This is a genomic window from Nocardia sp. NPDC004278, from assembly GCF_053602975.1.
Genome location: NZ_JBSGEQ010000001.1, coordinates 22,604 through 41,574 on the forward strand (window position 1 = coordinate 22,604; position 18,971 = coordinate 41,574).

Annotated in this window: 15 protein-coding genes and 1 pseudogene; 6 read left to right on the forward strand and 10 right to left on the reverse strand. The window is 66.3% G+C overall.

Annotated features, from left to right (window positions below; all coding sequences use genetic code 11):
* Positions 1-233 precede the first annotated feature (233 nt).
* From ACWEO2_RS00115 to ACWEO2_RS00145, 7 genes and pseudogenes are all read right to left on the reverse strand, one after another.
* Positions 234-1,553: a Wzz/FepE/Etk N-terminal domain-containing protein gene (locus tag ACWEO2_RS00115; RefSeq protein ID WP_452403309.1), complete on the reverse strand. Its 1,320-nt coding sequence runs from the start codon at positions 1,551-1,553 to the stop codon at positions 234-236.
* Positions 1,544-2,956, reverse strand: coding sequence for a hypothetical protein (locus ACWEO2_RS00120; RefSeq protein WP_452403310.1), 1,413 nt, complete (start codon positions 2,954-2,956; stop codon positions 1,544-1,546). The genes ACWEO2_RS00115 and ACWEO2_RS00120 overlap by 10 nt, the downstream gene beginning before the upstream one ends.
* Positions 2,953-3,969 carry a CgeB family protein gene (locus tag ACWEO2_RS00125; RefSeq protein ID WP_452403311.1) on the reverse strand — a complete coding sequence of 339 codons (1,017 nt, stop codon included), beginning with the start codon at positions 3,967-3,969 and terminating at the stop codon, positions 2,953-2,955. The genes ACWEO2_RS00120 and ACWEO2_RS00125 overlap by 4 nt, the downstream gene beginning before the upstream one ends.
* Positions 3,966-5,384: a lipopolysaccharide biosynthesis protein gene (locus tag ACWEO2_RS00130; RefSeq protein WP_452403312.1), complete on the reverse strand. Its 1,419-nt coding sequence runs from the start codon at positions 5,382-5,384 to the stop codon at positions 3,966-3,968. The genes ACWEO2_RS00125 and ACWEO2_RS00130 overlap by 4 nt, the downstream gene beginning before the upstream one ends.
* A 169-nt stretch (positions 5,385-5,553) precedes the next feature.
* Positions 5,554-6,732: pseudogene (locus ACWEO2_RS00135) on the reverse strand (glycosyltransferase family 4 protein); the annotation flags it as partial.
* Positions 6,729-7,805, reverse strand: coding sequence for a glycosyltransferase family 4 protein (locus tag ACWEO2_RS00140; protein WP_452403685.1), 1,077 nt, complete (start codon positions 7,803-7,805; stop codon positions 6,729-6,731). The gene ACWEO2_RS00140 and the pseudogene ACWEO2_RS00135, both read right to left, overlap by 4 nt.
* Positions 7,806-8,008: 203 nt before the next feature.
* Positions 8,009-9,856 carry a hydroxysqualene dehydroxylase gene (locus ACWEO2_RS00145; protein WP_452403313.1) on the reverse strand — a complete coding sequence of 616 codons (1,848 nt, stop codon included), beginning with the start codon at positions 9,854-9,856 and terminating at the stop codon, positions 8,009-8,011.
* Between the two features lie 40 nt (positions 9,857-9,896).
* Between ACWEO2_RS00145 and ACWEO2_RS00150 the strand changes: the two genes are divergently transcribed.
* The 5 genes from ACWEO2_RS00150 (at position 9,897) to ACWEO2_RS00170 (ending at position 15,450) form a co-directional block, all read left to right on the forward strand.
* Complete coding sequence (locus ACWEO2_RS00150; RefSeq protein WP_452403314.1) at positions 9,897-10,556, forward strand: TetR/AcrR family transcriptional regulator; 660 nt, start codon at positions 9,897-9,899, stop codon at positions 10,554-10,556.
* Between the two features lie 114 nt (positions 10,557-10,670).
* Positions 10,671-12,023 carry a polysaccharide pyruvyl transferase family protein gene (locus ACWEO2_RS00155; RefSeq protein WP_452403315.1) on the forward strand — a complete coding sequence of 451 codons (1,353 nt, stop codon included), beginning with the start codon at positions 10,671-10,673 and terminating at the stop codon, positions 12,021-12,023.
* A 6-nt stretch (positions 12,024-12,029) separates the two neighbouring features.
* Complete coding sequence (locus ACWEO2_RS00160; RefSeq protein ID WP_452403316.1) at positions 12,030-12,866, forward strand: glycosyltransferase family 2 protein; 837 nt, start codon at positions 12,030-12,032, stop codon at positions 12,864-12,866.
* 142 nt (positions 12,867-13,008) lie between these two features.
* Positions 13,009-14,244 carry a tryptophan synthase subunit beta gene (gene trpB, locus ACWEO2_RS00165; protein ID WP_452403317.1) on the forward strand — a complete coding sequence of 412 codons (1,236 nt, stop codon included), beginning with the start codon at positions 13,009-13,011 and terminating at the stop codon, positions 14,242-14,244.
* 39 nt (positions 14,245-14,283) lie between these two features.
* Positions 14,284-15,450: a hypothetical protein gene (locus ACWEO2_RS00170; protein WP_452403318.1), complete on the forward strand. Its 1,167-nt coding sequence runs from the start codon at positions 14,284-14,286 to the stop codon at positions 15,448-15,450.
* A 65-nt stretch (positions 15,451-15,515) separates the two neighbouring features.
* On the opposite strand, the gene ACWEO2_RS00175 is transcribed toward ACWEO2_RS00170, so the two are convergent.
* Positions 15,516-16,151, reverse strand: a complete 636-nt coding sequence (locus ACWEO2_RS00175) for an MspA family porin (RefSeq protein ID WP_452403319.1) — start codon at positions 16,149-16,151, stop codon at positions 15,516-15,518.
* A gap of 99 nt (positions 16,152-16,250) precedes the next feature.
* On the reverse strand, positions 16,251-17,360 hold the full coding sequence (locus tag ACWEO2_RS00180; RefSeq protein WP_452403320.1) for a class I SAM-dependent methyltransferase: 1,110 nt from the start codon (positions 17,358-17,360) through the stop codon (positions 16,251-16,253).
* A 14-nt stretch (positions 17,361-17,374) separates the two neighbouring features.
* Between ACWEO2_RS00180 and rfbC the strand changes: the two genes are divergently transcribed.
* A complete protein-coding gene (gene rfbC, locus ACWEO2_RS00185) occupies positions 17,375-17,950 on the forward strand; it encodes a dTDP-4-dehydrorhamnose 3,5-epimerase (RefSeq protein ID WP_452403321.1) in 576 nt (191 codons plus the stop codon).
* Here rfbC and ACWEO2_RS00190 read toward each other — a convergent pair.
* Positions 17,913-18,962 carry an NAD-dependent epimerase/dehydratase family protein gene (locus ACWEO2_RS00190; RefSeq protein WP_452403686.1) on the reverse strand — a complete coding sequence of 350 codons (1,050 nt, stop codon included), beginning with the start codon at positions 18,960-18,962 and terminating at the stop codon, positions 17,913-17,915. The genes rfbC and ACWEO2_RS00190 overlap by 38 nt on opposite strands.
* Positions 18,963-18,971: the final 9 nt, after the last annotated feature.

Sequence of the window (18,971 nt, forward strand, 5' to 3'; positions counted from 1 at the left end):
GATTGACAATGCCGAACGTCCGCCCGTCTCGCGGCCGCCATCGTCCGTCGGATCGCTCGGCGGTGCCGAACGTCGACCCGTCTGCCGGCCGCCACCGCCCACCGAATCGCTTCGCGATGCCGAACGTCGACCCGTCTGCCGGCCGCCGCCCTCCACCGAATCGCTTCGCGATGCCGAACGTCCACCCGTCTCCCGACCGCCGCCCCCAACCGAATCGCTTCGCGATGCCGAACTCATATGCGCAGCCTCCCCACCAGCCGCTGTAATCCCGTACCCGGTTTGCTGTACGCGACCGCTCCGGTGAGCGGGTTGTCCCCGAATGTGGCCAGCGCGCCACGTATTTGCGGTGCCGTGCTCGTACCCAGTTCGACCACCGCTACGGTGTGCTCGCACAACGGGGCCAGTGCGATCGCGTCGGCGGCATGTGCGACCGGCGCGGCCTGGATCACCACATGGTCGTAATCGGTTCGCAGCTTGGCGACCACGGCCGCGAAGCGGTCGGAGGCCAGTAGATCCACCGTGTGCAGATCGACCTCGCCCAGCGGCAGCACCGTAATTGCGGCCTCTGGCCAGCCGGTCAGCGCGTCGGTGACCGGTATCGACCCGCGCAGCACGCCGGCCAGCCCGGGCACCGCCCCGGCGACGACCTGTTGCGATCCGCCGTGACCGGAGGTGTCGGCGTCGATGTAGACGACGTGGTGGCCGGTATCGGCGAACGATTTCGCCAGTGCCATCGCGATCTCGGGTTCCGATCGCGCCGACAGACTGGACAGCAGTACCGTGGTTGCCTCGCCATTGCGCTGCAAACGCGTTCGCAGCCTTCGAGTTTCGTTGACGGCACCGGGACGGCCGATATCGATGATGCCGAGGATCGGCACCGGTGCACCGGAATGCGACAAACCCGGAATCGGGGTGGCCAGTACCGCTTCCAGATCGTTGGACGTGCGCAACTTGCGGTCGGTGCGATCGCGGACGAAGGCGGCGAGCCCGCCGAGTGCGAGTCCGGCCAGCAGGCCGAGTGCGAGCAGCCGGGTCGACCGCGGGCCGCTGGGACCCGATGGCAGCTCGGCGCGGTCGACGACCTCGGCCCTGGCCGCGGGTGCGGCGTCCTTCTCGATGGATTCGAGTTCGGCGATCAACTGGCGAAATTGCGCGACAACGGTATTCGTGATGTCGCGGGCGCGTTCGGCGGTGCTGTCCTTGACCGAGAAGACGATCAGTGTGGTGGCGGGCGGCGAGGCCGCGGTGATCTTGCCGCGCAGTTCGTCCACCGACATCTTCAGGCTGAGGTCATCGATGGTGCGCTTGGCCACATTGGCACTGGTGGCAAGATCGAGATAGGAACGCACGCGCTGCTGGGCGGCAAGTCCACCCTGATACGAATCGTTCACCGAGGTTCCGGTAGCCATCGAGACGTACACACTGCTCGTGGCCACATAGTTTTTCGGCTGGTTGCGTGTATAGCCGACCGCCGCGACCAGGCACAGCACCATGACAGCGAGGATCAGCAGCCAGCGGCGGCGCGCGATATGCCAGTAATCGATCAATCCCATGATTCGGATCCTCTTTTCCCGATGACGACCAATGGCTGTTGCGGCGGCTGCGCCGGTGCTCGCGGATTCGGCGCCGGAGCCTTCGGCGCACGAGGTTTCGCGCGGCGCCGGTACTCCTCGACCACCAGATAGATCAGCGTCGCCAGCACGGCTGCCTGCAAGAATTTGCCGAGCGCCTCCATGCTGCCCAGAATTCCGCGCTCGAACAGCGAGGAGGCTCCGGTCAGCGCAAGTGCCAGCACCACTACCGGGAAGTAGCGGGAATACAGGGCTTTGGCCCAGGCGAGCAGCAGCAGGAAAGTGAATCCGACACTGACGACGATGCCGGTGTAGCCGCCGACGACGTAGCCCTCGTTGACATTTCCCTCGGCCAGCGACACCTGCACTCGGGTCATATCTACCGACGCGCCCCGAATGTCATTGGCCCATGCGGTCCCGGATTGGAATTTCGGAGCGCCCAGCAACTGCGTGGGGATCAGACTCAGCGCCGCGTGCCGGAACTCCTCGGCGGGTGTGAGCCAGTATCCGGTGCCGTGGTAGTAGGCATCGGTCGCGGCCTCGAGCAGATCGAAGCGCCGCAGAATGCTCAGGAACGGTCGCACCGTCGGCGGATAGGCCGAGCTGATCATGACCGCCTCGGCCTTCCCGGATTCGGTGGTCTTGAACGACTGCAACCAGCCGAAGCCGCCGATACCGAGCACCGCAATCGCCAGCACACCGACGACCTTGGCCTTGGTCCAGCCCAGAATCGCGAAGCGGACCGCCACCGCGAGCGCGGCACCGAGGATCGGGGTCTTCGATTCGACGACCACCGTCCATATCAACTCACCGGCCAGCAGCGCGCCGATCAGCAGTGCAGTGGTCCGCGGCCGGGTCGGCCGGATGAAGATGATCAGCCCGAGCGCAGCGACGGTCGCGAGGATGCCGACGAAGTTGAGTATCGGATTGGCGCTGTCGACATCACCGGCGTGACCGATGGATCCGGTGGCATAGGACGCGCCGCGCCCGAGCAGGCCGATGACATAGATGGTAGCGAGCGCGGGCACGAAGTCCGGGTTCACACTCATTGCGGGCGCCGCCGGGATCGGATGGTGACGCGACCAGATCGCATATCCCACAATCAGTATCGCGTATACCCACAGCCCGAAGACGACATGGTGCAGGACGAGGGCGATGCCGCGGTCGTAGCCGAGTTCGGCGAGTCGCGGATCGGGCACATTGTCGCCGTAGTGCGGTTCGGGTTGCACCGCCAGCAGCACCAGGGGGCGCGCGAGGTAGGACAGCGACCAGAACGCGGCCTGCGCGATGATGAAAACCCGTGCGACACTGGGCACCCACGCCGCGGCCACCGCCACGGTGACCAGCGCGCATGCGATGGCGACGATTTCGGTATAGGCGGTCATGACCGCGCCGCCCCCAACGCGTCCATGATCTCGCGCGCACGATCGACATAGCGGTGCCCGCCGTCGGCGATCCGCCGGTACCCCGCCTCGGCCATCGCATCCGCCTGCTCCGGATGCCGCGCGCACCAGTCCAGGATCTCGCGCAATTCCGCCTGTTCGGTGAACAGAAAGCATTCGACGGTATCGCGCAGCAGCTCCGCGTGCTCATCGGTGCGCTCGCCGACGAAAAGTCCACCCGCGGCGGGCACTTCGAAGGTGCGGCAGGTATGGGTGTCGCGATTATCGGAATTGAGCAGCACCAGATTCGCGGTGATATCGGCGACCACCGCCGAATATCGCGAACCGTACACCGGACCGCCCACCGCCGCCCGGGTGGTGCGCAGTTCCGGAACCCGCCGCCAGCCCGGACCACGCACCAGCGCTCGGTCACCGTAATCGCGGGCCAGTGCGACCATTTCGGCGCGGCGATCGGCGCGGCAGACGCCGATGAAGCCGACCAGATATCGCGGCGTCCGCCCGCGCGCCGCCGGGTAATGCCATGCCGGATCGTAGGCACTGCGGACGAAACCGACCGCCTTTGCGCCGCGTTCCAGCAGTTCGGGCACATTGTGCCGCTTGGTGGTGACGATCAGATCCCAATCCGGTTCGTGCGCAAGGTATTCCGGGCTGATATTGTCCGGATTGGCGACATCGTCCGGGCTGTAGTGCACATGCAGCCGTGCCGGAATATCCAAGAGTCTGCGCTGGTCCAGATGAACGGCCTTGAAGGCGAAGACCATATCCGGACGAAATTGCGTTGCGGCACGGTCGATTTCGCCGTGCAGCTCGGTGACGGTCCAGGGTGCACGCCGCCGCGCGAACTTGGCGTAGACCCATGGTGGCGAGAGCCGCGTCGGCAGGGTGACCGGGGTGGAGTCGATCACGACCACCTCGTGTCCCGCCTGCCGGAAGCCATCGGCGAGCGAGCGCGCATTGCTGCCGACCCAGTCGTCCCCGATGAACAGGATCTTCAAGAGGTCCCCTCCTCGCGCATCAGTACCACCGCCGGTTCCACGGACACCGATGCCGTGCGTTCCCGCACGATGAGGGTCCGAACCCGGACGAGATACCAGATCGCCGTGCTGAATTCGACCAGCACACTCCCGTAGACCAGCGTCCACACCGAATGCGTGCGAAAGGCGATGAACAGCGCGATTCCTGCCACGCAGGTGCCGAGGACCGCACCGATCAGCACGCCGGTGGTGTCCTGGCGCACCGGCAGCAGTGCCGTGGTGACGAACGAGGTGATCGTGGTCGCGGGCAGCATGAAGATCTCGACCCGCAACAACCCGACGGCCCCGGTGAATTCGTCGCCGAAGACCAGTCGGATCAGCAGCGGCGCGGCCAGCCACACCGCCACGGCCGCGACTGTCGCGACACAGACGCACGCGGCCAACGCCATGAGCGCATGCCGCCAGAACCGGTGATCGGTACTGCGCCGCGCCATTCGGGGCAGCAGCGCGAAACCGATGGGGTCCAGGGTGGATTGGATGGCGCGTACGAGCCGATCGCCCGCCGAGTAGAGGCCGAGCGAAACCGTGTCCAGCACAGCGGAGTACACCGCCGCCGCGCCCTGACCATAGGTGGTCACCAGCACTCGCGAGGCGAGAACCGGTGCACCCGTGCGCAATACACTCTTGTAATGGCGCGGCCGGGCGGGTAGCCCGAAGGTGCGCAGTGAATCCCACCAAGTCAGCGCCACGGTCGGCACCGAAGAGATCAGCAGGCACAGCAGCGCGAGCTGAGCGCTCGGCATGCGGGGGAGCAGGCCGACGAGCAAGATCAGATAACCGACCCGTCCGACCGCTTGGTAAGCGGTGCTGGCCCCGAACCGGCCCTGCCCGATCAGCAGCCAATCCTCCGAGACGGACCAGAATCCGCCCGCGAACAGACCCAGCAGAATCATGTCCACCTGCACCGGCGCGCTCGCGGCCAGACTCAGCAGCAGCGCGATCCCGATGACGCCGAGGGTGGTCGTGCGGATGGCCAGATAGTCGCCGCGCAGCTGGTTGATGCCGCGCAGCCGCGCGCTGTCGCCATCGCGTTCCCGCGAATCGTGTACGCGCGCGGCCAGAAACGAGGTGATGCCGAGATCCACCAGCAGCGAGCCGATGAAGTACGAGGACATGCCGATCGCCAGCAGGCCGAGTCCGTTGGCGCCGAGCACCCGCGCGATCAGCGGAACGGTGACGATGGTGATGACGTACTGCCCGTACTTGCCGAAGGTGACGTAGCCGATATCGCGCAGTACCGCGCCGAAGCCGTGCGATCGGTGCAGGCCGCCGCCGGGCGCGCTGTGGTCTGCCCTGCGGTGGGCGCCGCCGGTGGCGGTCGGTGTCGGCGCAGTGGTGGGCGACGGCTGGCCCGCGACGTGTTTGTGTTCAGACATGCGGAGTCCGTTCCTGCGGATTCTGCTGGCCCTCTGCGGCGGGAGCGACGGGTCCGGAGGAGGTAGCGGAGCGTAACCATGTAGGGCCCCGCGAGCGCCGCCGATTCGACACAGCGGGGGGAGCGACGGGTCCGGAGGAGGTAGCGGAGCGTAACCATGTAGGGCCCCGCGAGCGCCGCCGATTCGATACAGCGGCGTTGCGTTGGGTGGTGACGGAGTCGAGAAATTCTGCGACTGTGTGCGCCGATTTCTCGATGTCGAAATCTCTGGCTCGGATACGGCCCGCCGTGGCGAGGCGGGTGCGCAGGGCCGGGTCGCCGATGAGGGTGTCGAGTGCGGTGGTGAGTTGGTGCTGGTCGCCGCCGTCGACGAGCAATCCGTTGACGCCGGATTCGACGATTTCGGCGGGTCCGCCGGGACCGGAGGCGATGACCGCGCAGCCCGCGTGCATGCCCTCGACCACGACCTGTCCGAACGGTTCGGCGAGCACCGAGGAGTGCACCAGGATATCGGCGGCGCACAGATGGCGGCCGGGGTCCTCGACGTGTCCGGTGAAGGTCACCGGCAGCCCGAGTTCGGTTGCCATCCGTTCGAGTTCGGCGCGGTAGGGCTCCTCATCGAAGAAGGTGCCGCCGATGATGAAAACGTGCCGCGGTGGCACTTTCGCCGCCGCGATCGCGCGCAGCAGCACATCCTGGCCCTTCCACGGCGTCAGCCTCCCGACGGCAGCGAGCACCGTTTCGGTCGGTGCGCGTTGTGGCGCGCGCTCGGTGTCGTTGCCGAATTCCACACCCGGGTACGCCACTACGGCGGGACGGCGCCCGATCCGCAAGGTGCGCAATGTGGTTCGGCTATTGGCGATATATCCGCGCGCTATCAATCTGCCGAGCAGCTGGATAACCATGGTCGGCAGTCGGCCGAAGTAGTCCACCGCGATCCGGTCGTGTACCTGCCATACCAGCGGAATGCCCGCGCGCCACGCCGCCACCGACCCCATCACCAACGCCTTGGTGCTCTCCGCGACGAGCACATCGGCACCGAGTTCGCGGGCGGTCGCGCCGACGGTCCAGCCCAGCCGCAGCAGTGCCGCGGATCCGGCGAGCAGGCGCAGCGGACCGGACCCGATGGTCATTGCGCGGCTGTCGAATCCGCCACGCAGCACGCGGGTATCGACCCCGCGTGCCCGCATGCGTTCGACCATCGGGCCGTCCTCCGTATAGATCTGTGCCACGTCGATGAGCCGCATCGCGCGCAGCGCGGCCAGCAACCGCAGCGTCGCCAGTTCGGCACCGGAAGGCGCCGCGGTATGCGCTAGGAAGAGGGCCTTGGTTGTCCTCGATGGGGTCATCGCCTTAATTCCTCATACATCGTGAGATGGCGCTGCGCTGTGACATCCCATGAGAAAGTTTCTGCGTGCGAGCGACATTGCTCGGGTGTCGGAAGCATGCCGTTGAGTGCGGACACAATTCGCGCGCCGAGTGCGTCGGCGTCGCGGGCGGGCACGATCAGTGAAGAATCCAGTCCGCGTACCGAATCCGGCAGTCCGCCACAGTCGGTGACGATCGGGGCTCGCCCGGCGGCCAGGGATTCCAGGGCGATGAGCCCGAATCCTTCCAGAGCGCTGGTCGGGACAACGGTGAATTCGGCCTGTTCGTAGTGCTCGGTGAGCTGTTGGTCATCGACATTGCCCGCGAAGGTGATCGAATCGCCCAGTCCGATGCCCGCGGCCTGGGCACGCAATTCGGCTTCGGCGCCACCGGTTCCGACCAGGACCAGGCGGGCATCCGGATGTTCGGCGACCACGCCCGGCCAGCAGCGCAAAAGGGTATCGATGCCCATGCGGCGCTCGAGTCTGCGCACACACAGGACGGTCCGGTGGGGGCCGGTCGGTATCGGCGAGGCGCGGAAACGCAGCAGATCGACACCGGGCGGGATGACCCGGATCCGATCGGCGGGCACGCGATAGTCGAAGCGGAGTACGTCGCGAAAGTGGTTGGACAGCACCACGAATCGGTCCGCGCCCGCGTAGCGGATCCGCTCGAGCAGATACTTCGCCCGCGCGCCGAGTTCACCTTGTCCGGTGAGTCTGCTCTCGGCGGCCCATGGTCCGTGGAAGTGCACCACCAACGGCACCCGCCCGGCGCGGGTGCGGGCCGCGGGACCGTAGAGCGCGAAGTGCCGATCCAGCACATCCGCGCGGTGCAGTTCGGCCCGCTCCAGAAATGCGGTGCGGGCCCGGGCGATGGTCGAACCGCCGGTTGGTCCCCATGACCGCGCGCCGGGCGGATCGTCGGGGGCGACCGCACCGAACGCGGACGCCGATATCGCTACTTCCGGTTGCCGCGCGAGTGCGTGGAACAGTTCGGTGAAGTATCGATTGAGTCCGCCGGGGGCAGTTGAGAACCATTCTGAACCCGTCATATGCACACGCAGTGCCCCGGTTGCTGCCGTCACCGCGGCCCCCTACTCCTGGCGATGATGGGGCGAGTCTGCCGCCTGAACTCGCTTCCCGCGCAACAGTGTAGGGGAGTTCGGTGCGCCCGGTCGGGCGTAGAGATCATCTGCGATCAGGGCGAATGACCAGTTTGCTGCCGGTCGGCCGCCCTCCGACCGACCGGCCGCAGTCACTGGCCGAGATCGAACAGATTCGGCTGCCCGGCCCGGTAGCGCGCGGCATCCTGTTGCCGGAACGGTTCGAACGCCGGAATCGAATCGCGGGTGAATAGCTGGGTGCGGGCCGCGCCGGAGCCGGATGCGTCCAGCAGTGCGTTCACCGCGGTCCGGCCCGCCTCGTTGGCGCCCTCCATGGTGGCCAGATCGAAGTTGGTCCGAACGTAATCGGCGGCCAGGAAGAGGTTCGGGATCCGCGTCTGCGCGGTCGGCCGATCGGCCCAGGAGCCGATCGTATTCACCAGCAGCGGTTCATCATTGACATTCCGGCCGTCCGCCCAGGTGATACCGGGATCGAGCATCCACTCGCGAACGATTCCCTCCGGCAGCTGAATTCTGCCGTCGTCGTTGAGCGCCGCGGTCATTTGGGCCCAGGTCTCCTGGTAGATCTCCGCCCGGGTGCACTGTTTGGCCGTCTTGCCGAACAGGATGCCCGGAGTATCCCAGTCGGCGATATCGATGGTGAGGCCGTCGACGATCGAACCGTCGCCGTATTTCGCTGCGTAATCGACATTCCAGAACGCGCGCTGGGTATAGGAGGTCAGCCGCCACGGTGCGTCGAGGTAGATGTTGTAGCCCTTGCCGAGGTCCAGCTTTTCGGTGACGAACATCTGCAGGCCGTTCATCCAGTCGACGGTGAGCGCGTCCATGCGGCCGAGTCCCGGATCCAAGGCGCGGATCTCCGGTGACCACAGCCGCCGCGCCCGATCGGTCGGCACCGCGCACACATACCAATCCGCGTCGAACAGCTCAGTCGCACCATTCGGGCGGCGGATGCGCGCGCCGCCGATGCGGCCGTCGGACACCACGAATTCCTCGAGTGCGTGTCCGGGCCGGAATTGCACGCCAAGGCTTTCCAGCAGCGCGATCCACGGATCGAGCCAGGCCGCATTGGTCGGGCCGTTGAGCACCTCGTAGACCTTCGGGCCACCGGTCAGTTCTTGCAGCAGTGCGATGAAGAAGCCCTCCATCATGTTGCCCATGGTCCTGGTGCTGGCCACGTACTCCTTGGCGGCCACCAGCGCGCGGGTCAGACCGGTGGCGGCCAATGCCCGGAACTGCGCGGATCGCTGTGCCGCGCCCACATAGTCCCACCAGCTGACGTGCTCCCACTGGCCGAAGCGGCGCTCCTCACTAGAGGTCAGATAGGTGACGACGCGCCCGGCCATATATATAGCCTCGGGCAGTGGAACGAGATTGTTCTTCATGAACACCTCGGCCAGGATGCGCTGCAATCCCTCCGGTGTGAGCGCCTGTGCGGGATCGAAATAGAACCCGAACATGAGCGGGAAGCCATCGGGCAGATCGCCAGAGCGCGGATAGCGCGGATCGCTCACCGAGAACGGAATCAGGTTGTCGTACACCGACTTCCGTGTTCCCGGCAGTGGAATGCGGCGCATCGTATCGTGCACGTGGTGGTAGAACGAGGTGAATCCGCGCGCACCGTGTTCGCCCGGTAGCGGCGCCCGACCGCCGACGCCGGTGCCGGGCAGCGGGATCGTGCGGGATTTGCCCCCGAGTTCCTTGCGATCGAAGACAGTCACCGCGAAGCCACGCTCGGCCAGTTCGTGAGCCGCGGTCAGACCGCCGATGCCAGCGCCGAGTATCGCGACGGTATTGCGCGCCGGGCCGTTTCGGCGGCACGGCGCTGATTGTGCCGGCGCGCTCGCGGTCGATGCCGCCCATCCCGCGGTGCCCGCCGCGATGGCCGCGCCGCGCAGCAGTGTGCGCCTGCTGACCTGGTTGTCCCGATCTCGAGTTGGCACTGCGCGCCCCCTAAATCTGACGATCTCGATCGTCATATTTATCAGATCGGCGGTTCCGTTGGGAGACAATGCGAAGATGACAATGCAGCGACGCCCGGTGCGGACCTACGGCGGTGTGGGTGCCGAGGATCGAGTCGCGGCGCGGCGCGGCAAACTCCTCGAAGCCGGACTGGAGCTGTTCGGCACGCGCGGGTACGCGGCGACCGGGGTGAAGGATCTGTGCCGGGCGGCCGGGCTGACCGACCGGTACTTCTATGAATCGTTCGCCGGAAATAAGGAACTGTTCGCCGCGGTCTTCGACCAGGTCATCGACGAGTTGTTCGCGGCGGTGGCCGCCGCGGTCGAGGCCACACCGGCACGCGGCACCCGCAAGCTGCGCGCCGGTATCGGCACGTATCTCACTGCGCTGGCACAGGATCCGCGCAAGCTGCGCGTCGTCTTCGTCGAACCGGCCGCGGCCGGGGCCGAACCTCGGATGCGAGAAGCGTTGTGGCGCTTCGCCCGTTTGGTCGCGGCCACGGCCACCCAGGCGCGTCCGGATGATCGGCCGCCCGCGGAGATCATCGATATCTTCGCGCTCTCGGTGGTCGGCATGTTGGACCGGGTGATCGTCGAGAAACAGGGGGGTCGTCTCGACGTGCCGATCGACGATCTCATCGACTATTGCGCCGACTTCGCCGCGGCATCTTTGCGTGCGGTCTACCAGGGCCAGATATCCAAGCGCCCAACGGATTAGCGAGTGGCCGACATCTCTCGGGTGCGGTAGATTCCACTTCGAGTTCGTGCCCGGCACGGACCGACCCGCGGGGGACCAGCGGGAGGGACTAGGACAGTGGGGACCACGGGGTCTGTGGCTGAGCGCAATGATATCGCCGAGCGCGAGATACGGGTGCTGGTCGAGAACGGCGAATACTGGCTACGCAATCGCGGCGATATCGCGATGATGGTCATCACCGTCGAGCGCATCCGCGCGCGGTGGCCGCGGGCGCGCATCGGCGTGCTGACCCATCAGCCCGGCGTATTGCGGGCTTTGGTACCGGAGGCCGAGCCGATCTGCGGCCCCGAGTGGAGTTGGGGTTCCGACGGCTGGCACGGATTGTTGAACCGCACGGCCGGAACGAAATTGGTCGGACCGGCGGCGCTGTGGTGGCGGGCGAACACCGACGGACCCAAGGACCGACTGCGGGCGATCCGCGCGCGCGGACGCGGCGAGACCGCGGACCCGCAGGAGCATGCGGTGGCACCGGAACTCGAATTTCCGGTGGAGATCCCCGCGGCGGTCGAACAGGCGTCGCTGGTGCTCGCGAACGGCGGCGGCTATCTGACCGATGTCGACCGCTACCAGGCCCATCGCACCCTGAATCTGCTGGAATACGCGTCTGCGCTCGGCATTCCGACGGCGCTGATCGGGCAGGGCATGGGGCCCGTGCGTGACCCATATCTGGTACAGCGAGCTGCCGAGGTGCTGCCGAAGGTCGACTTCGTGGCCTTGCGTGAGGGGCGGCGCGGCCCAGAACTGCTCGGCAAATTCGGTGTCGCGTCGGACCGGATACTGGTCACCGGCGATGACGCGGTGGAATTTGCCTATCGCAGCCGCGATGCCAGGATCGGCGCCGATATCGGAGTATGTCTGCGCGTCGCGGACTACGCGCAGGTCAGCCTGGAGGCGCAGGGAATTGTCGGGCAGGTGGTGCGCACCCGCGCCGCGGAATTGGATGCCGGACTGGTGCCGCTGATCATCTCCGAATACGCCTCCGAGGATCGGCTCTCGACGCTGCCGCTGCTGGTGGGCGCGGCCAAGCCGCTGCCGCCGGTCGGTCGCGGCGGCACCCCGGCCGAGGTGGCCCGGCAGGTCGGGCGGTGTCGGGTGCTGGTGACCAGCGCCTACCATCTGGCGGTCTTCGCACTGTCGCAGGGCATTCCGGCCGTCGGCATCACGGCCTCGGAGTATTACGACGATAAATTCCACGGGCTGGCGCAGATGTTCGGGACCGGTCTGCGGGTGGTGCACCTGAATGATCCCAAACTGGAACAAGAACTGACCCTGGCGCTGGACGAGCTGTGGGACGATGCACCTGCGCTCCGGGATCCGCTGCAACAGCGGGCCGTCAACCAGATCGACGCGGGCCGGAGCGGATTGGAACGAGTTTTCGGATTGGTGGAAAACGGACCGGTCCGGCCGGTGCAACGATCAGGGGGATAGACTGTCGTGACAACGCTGTCGGTGTGTGTGCCCGCCTACAACTCCGGCCGGACGCTCGCGACTACCCTGCGTTCGATTCTCGATCAGGACGCGGAATTCGAACTGGTCGTCCTGGACAATGCGAGCACCGATGACACCTCGGAGGTAGCGAAGTCCTTCGACGATCCACGAATCCGGTTATTGCGCAATGACATCGTGCTGAATATCGGCGATAACTGGGATAAGGCGATCCGCGCCTGCACCGGCGAACTGGTCAAGGTCGTCTGCGCGGACGATGTGCTGCGACCGGATGCCATCACCACACAGCTCGCGGTGATGGCGGATCCATCGATCGCCATCTCCTCCAGTCGCTTCGAGGTGATCGACGAGGCGGGGGCGGTGCTGGAGACCGGCCTCGGCCTGGCCGGTCTGCTCGGCAGGCAGACCCCGCGCACCTTGGCCCGGACCATCGTCCGCCGCGGTCCCGCGGATTTCGGCCCGACTGCCGCGGCCATGTTCTATCGCGAGCACTACGACCGTGTCGGTGGGTTGCGCGGTGATCTGGTGTTCCCCATGGACGTCGACCTGTTCGCGCGGGTCTCGTCCTTCGGCGTCTTCTTCGGCATGACCGAAATCCTGGCCGCCTGGCGCAACTCATCCTTCAACCTGTGCAGCCAAACCTCCACGGTCAGCAAGCTGACCGATATGTACCGCTTCCACCACCGCATCGCCAACGACTATCCGGATCTGGTCCACCGCGGCGACGTACTGGCCGGTGACGCCCGGCTGGCCCGGGCGGCGCTGCACCGCCTGCGGGTCCGCACGGTGGCCACCGTCCGCAAGCGCCCGGATCTGCTGGTCTGATATCGAACTTCGCGTTGCGGCGCGGTGTATGACATATCCACTACCTAAAGAAACCGTTAACTAATCCGTTGCGGCTGCGCGCGATCCGGCGAGACGAAGTAGAACAAGGGGCGGGGTCTCGCGGCAGGAAGCGTTGATGTGGATGGTTATTGATCATGTATCGCATGGCACCCTGCTATCGGGCCGACTCCCGGATGAGCGGGGGCGTTTCGGTGAATTCGGCGGCCGGTATGTGCCCGAAGGCCTGATGGTCGCGCTGCTGGAGCTGGAAGAGGCATACGCGCTGGCGCGCACCGATTCCGGATTCCGTGATGAGCTCGGCGAATTGCTGCGCACCCGGGTGGGTCGTCCGACGCTGCTGCATCAGGTACCACGCTTCGCGCGATCGCTGGCGGTGCCGGGGGTGCGGGTGTATCTGAAGCGCGAGGATATGACGCATACCGGTGCGCACAAGATCAATAACGCGCTGGGACAGGGTTTGCTGGCCAAGCGGATGGGTAAGACGCGGATCATCGCCGAGACCGGTGCCGGCCAGCACGGTGTGGCGGTCGCGACCGTATGCGCGATGCTCGGACTGACGTGCGTCATCTATATGGGCGCCCACGATATGCGGCGACAGGCCTCCAATGTCATGCGAATGACCCTGCTCGGCGCCGAAGTGCGTCCCGTGGAGACCGGCAGCCGCAGGCTCAAGGAAGCGATCAGCGAATCGGTGCGCGACTGGGTTTCGAACCTCGGTACCACCCACTACCTGTTCGGCACATCGGCCGGACCCGCGCCCTATCCGATGATCGTGCGCGATCTGCAAACGGTGATCGGCAAGGAAACCAGGACCCAGATCCTGAAATCCGAAGGCCGACTGCCGGATTACCTGGTGGCCTGTGTCGGCGGCGGCAGCAATGCCATCGGCCTGTTCCACCCCTTCGTCGACGATCCGGCGGTCCGCTTGATCGGCGTCGAGGCCGCGGGCCTGGGTGTCGAAACCGGTCAGCATGCCGCCACGCTCAGTATGGGCAGCCCGGGCGAGATGGACGGCGCCTACAGCTATCTCCTCCAAGACGACGACGGCCAGGTCACGCCGACGCACAGCATCGCGGCGGGCCTGGACTATCCCGGCGTCGGCCCCGAACTCAGCTACCTCAAGCACACCGGTCGCGTCGCCTACCGCGCGGCCACCGATGCCGTGGCCCTGCGCGGCCTGCATGCTCTTACCCGCACCGAAGGCATCATTCCCGCCCTCGAATCCGCCCACGCTGTCGGCTATCTGCTCGAACTGGCCGAACACGGCGAGCTCCCCACCGACTCGATCGTTGTGCTCGGTCTGTCCGGGCGTGGCGATAAAGATCTCGCCATCGCGGCGGAACGGTTGGTCGGATAGACGGTTCACTGATCGGCCGCCGCATGCCAGGATGGCCGAATGACCAACGGGGTGAGCTGTATTGCCGAGCATGCGGTCGAGCTGATGATGGATTACGGCCAGTTCTACCTGCATGGCGGCGTCGGTGATCCGGATTCCGAACTGGCCCTGCTCGATCAGGCGCACGCTGCGCAACCTTGCGCGGGAGACGGCGCGATGCTGGTGGTATTGAGCCCGCATCAGAACAATTTCGAGATGTCCATCGCGGTGCAGGTGTGGACCGGCAGGCCGCCGCATGATCGTGAGCAGTGGCAGCAGGTCTGCGAGGGGCGCTTGCGGGTGGATTCCGATGGGGTACTGAGTATTTCGTCACCGACCGATGGTTGGGCGGACCCGTGTCCAGTTCCGCCGGGGGACTATCTGATCGAGGTGAGTGGTCGCGGATTCGTGAACTACGGATGGCCGGGTTCGACCACACCCGGCGATGTCTGGCGGATTCGGCTATGGCCCGATGACGGTGGCGACCTCCTGCCGCACCAACAGTGGGATATGCCCGGGTATGGCATTCCCGAAAATGTGCCGATCCCCGAGCGAACCGATACCGAGGAGGACCCGGAGTCGAAATGGGTGGCCGTTATGGACTCCGAAGGCACGCGATATTTGACCGTCGGTGAGCTGGCGGCGGAGCGGGTGGCGGCCGAGCGCGCGGAATGGGGTGGCGATCCGATACCGGAACTGCGCGAATACTTTTCGGCTCCAGAGCTGGCTGGTTTCGATCGCCCGCTGGTCGAGGCGATCGCCGCCATGGACGAGCCGACCTTGCGGCGGCTGGCTCATCGGTGCGCCGTCAAGGCCTGCGAACTGGCCACGATCGCCGAAAGATCCTGGGTGGCACCGGCATTGGCGGCATTGCGGGAGGGACGGCCGCTACCCGCGCCGTTCGATGACATGCAGACCGCCTTCGACCGACTGCACGACGAGGAGTTCGGCGCGGTCGAGGACGAATCGCGCCAGCTCGTCGCGACGATCGGTCAACCGGTGCGCTCGGAGTCGAATCCCTTCGATATCGGGCCCGTGCATCGACCTTCCTTCGCGCTCGGCGCCATTGAACACGCCACCGATCCCGACCCATTGGCCGCGGCGATAGCAACACTGTATTCCGCCGCCATCACCTTCGGCGCCGATGCCCGCGTGCTGTTCGCCGAAATCGGCGACGAGTTCCGCTGATCGATGGTCGGCAAAGGCGTTGTGGCGCCCGAAGCTCAGGCACCACAATGCGTTTCGTCGCCTGATCAGATCGTCCAGAGCCTGCCGTAGGTGTAGACCGCATCACCATTGGCGCTGATCACCCGCACGAACGGACGAATCGTGGTCTGCCCGAGGACACCGGTAATGGTGCCGTGGAAGCCCGACATCCGAATGAAGCCTTCCGCGCCGAAGACATCACCGCCCGTGCACTCGAAGGTCTGGATGCCCGGACCGAAGCCGACCTCGAGTTCGACGCCCGCGCGCGGGATCAGACCGCCCAGCTTGAGCACCGCGCCGTCGGCGCCGCCGAGATCGACGCCGATATCCGGTGTGTACCACTGGAATCTGATCCGCCCGTTCACCGTGGCCGGATATCCGACCTGATAGCCGATGGTGATGTGGCCCGACCAGTCCTGGGCGTTCGCCCCGGTGACGCGGTAGGCGGCCTCGCCGTTGTGAAACCACTCGCGGGTCAGCGGGTTGCCGTCCAACGGTGGCACGAAATCGATCCGGGTATCGGATTGGATCGCCTCGACCGTGCGATCCTGCCGGTCGACTATCTGACTGCTGCTGTCGATTGCCGCGGATGCGGCACCCGTGGTAAAGGCCAGCCCCGAGGCCATTACCGAGGCCAAAACGAACGCGCGCAGACTCCGACTACGGAGTGTTTTCTCCCTCATCAGGTATTTCCCCTTGTTCCCCAATAACAGATGTCTTGACACAAAACGCGCGGCGCCGCCGACGAACCCCACTGCGGCGCAGCGAATTCACAGCATTTGTCACCGCCCTTCCGAGGGACCGGCCGGGTCATCGACGACCCAGCGGCCGTCGAGTTCGGGAAACCTGGCACGGACCTCCGGGAGCAGATCGCGCAAGGTCAACAGCACGAAATCCGGTTGGGCGCGGACGAGTTCGGCGGGGGAGATGATCGGTATATCGGTGCCGGGCATCCGGCGGCCCTGTTTGGCGGGCGAGGCATCGGCGACCGCGGCGATGAGCCCGGGGTGTACCCCGGCGAGGCTGAAGAGCGCGACCGCACGAGAGGCCGCGCCATAGGCGTAGACCCGCCTGCGACGCGCCGCCATCGCGTCGAGCCAGTGTCGCAAGAGCCGGGCATGCTGGTCGGTCGTGCGCTGCAGGCCCTGCAGCGCACCGAGACCGGTGTGCTCCGACTCCGCGGCGTGGATGGCGCGCACAGCATCATCCGGTTCCGCCGTGCCGTGCACCGCGCCGATGAGCACCGTCCCGCCGTACAGATCGAACTGCCACGCCATCGCCACGCTCATTCCCACGGCCTCCAGTAGCCGCTGCAGCGCCTCCAGCGAGTAGTACGCGAAATGCCCGTGCCGCAACGCATTCCACTGACCGGCCGCGACAATGTTGGCCAGCGAGTGGTATTGGAGCAGCAGCACGCCGGTCGGCGCGGTGGCGGCGGCCCGCTGCGCGAAGGCGGCCCGCTGATCGGGTTCGTGCATGATGCCGAAGCAGTCCAGCACCACATCGGCGACGCCGTCGACGTCCGCGAATCCGCGCTCGACGAGTAATGGCAGCCAGGTCCCACCGTGCGGACTGCCGAATTCGCGCACGGTGCGCCCGCGCAACAATCCGGCGCGCGCGACCCGCGCCACGGCGTCGGCGGCCTGATCGCGCAGCGCCTGCGGTTCGATACCGCGCGGCTCCTCGGTGCGGGTGTCGTCCTCGGCCAATTGCGCCAGCCCGCAGGCACCGCACACATCCATGCGCAGCGGATGTGCGATCTCCGCGGCGTCGATTGCGCTCCCGGCGAGCGGGAAGTGGTCGGCGGCGGGGACCTTGCCGAGATCGAGCACGGGGGTGAGTTCGGTGCCGCGGCAGCCCCGGCAACCGCGACCCATGACCGTGTCGTTCATGTCACGATGGCCTGGTGCGCATCGAAAAGACCGATCTCGCCGATGTCCTGATGCTGGTGCCCGAACCGTTCCGGGACGAGCGCGGCCTGTTCACCCGTACCTTCGACGCCACCGAATTCGATGCCCACCTCGGCGCACCCGGAATCGCGGCCGCGTTCGTGCAGGATTCGCAATCCCGTTCGGCGCGCGGGGTGATTCGGGGCATGCACGGGCGATCCGGGCGGGGTGAGGCGAAGCTGGTGCGCTGCGCGCATGGCGCGGTGCACGACGTCCTCGTCGATATCCGGCCCACCTCGCCAACCTTCGGCCGCCAGCAGGCGTTTCGGCTCGACGACACCGAATTCCGGCACCTGTATGTGCCGCCCGGCTTCCTGCACGGCTTCCAGGCACTGACCGCCACCGCCGACGTCTGCTACCGCATCGATCGCCCGCACGATCCGGCCGAGGATATCGGCGTCGCCTACGACGATCCGGATCTGGCCATCGCATGGGCGCTGCCGGTCACCGTCGTCTCCGCCCGCGACCGGGCCGCGGGCAGCTGGCGACAGTTGCTCACGAAGGTGCGGGCAGCTCTGCCGGAGGGGCGCTGATTCGACGCATCGACGCATCGAGCACCCCGGTCTGTCGCAATTTCTCCAGCTGCGGCAGCCGGGTGAACCGGCGGAAGAAGTCGTCACTGGTCAGTCCCCTGGCGGTGTATTCGCGAGACAGCTGCTCGGCTCCGGCGGCCACCGTCCACGTCGCGTGGTAGCCGAGAACCGAACGGGCAGCGGAGAAATCGACGCGGTAGGACCTCGGGTCCGCGCCGCTTTCACCGGTGATGGACAGCCGGGAACCCGGCACCGCGTCCACCACGGCCTTGGCGATATCGGCGACGGTGAGGTTGTTCGCCTCGGTGCCGATATTGAATGCCCGACAGTTGATCGCGGCCACCGGCGCGGTCAGACAGGCCGCGAAGGCGTCGGCGATATCGGCGGCATGCACCAGCGGCCGCCACGGTGTCCCATCGGAGAGCACCCTGACCTCGCCGGTGAGTACCGCGTACCCGACCAGATTATTGAGCACGATATCCGCGCGCAGCCGCGGCGAGAAGCCAAATGCCGTTGCGTTGCGCAGGAATACCGGTGTGAAGTCGTCATCCGCAAGTGCGGCGACATCGTCCTCGACGCGCACCTTGCTCTCGGCATAGGGCGTGATCGGGCGCAGCGGTGCGTCCTCGGTGACGAGTTCGTCGCCCGCCGCGCCGTACACCGAACAGGTCGAGGCGTACAGAAACCGCTGCACCCCAGCGTCTTTCGCGAGTCGGGCCAGTCGGACCGACGCGTGATGATTGATGGCATAGGTGATTTCGGGATCGAGTGCGCCGAGCGGATCATTGGACAGCGCCGCGAGATGGATCACCGCATCGAATCCGGTGAGCTGCTCGACGGTCACATCGCGCAGATCGACCGCGAGCCCGGGCGGATCATCCGGCAGTCGACCGAGTACGCACTGGGCGAAGAATCCCGTATCGAGTCCGATCACCTCATGCCCCGCGGCGCGTAGCACCGGAGCCATGACCGTGCCGAGATAACCCTGATGTCCGGTGAGCAGAACGCGCATGCCCGTGTC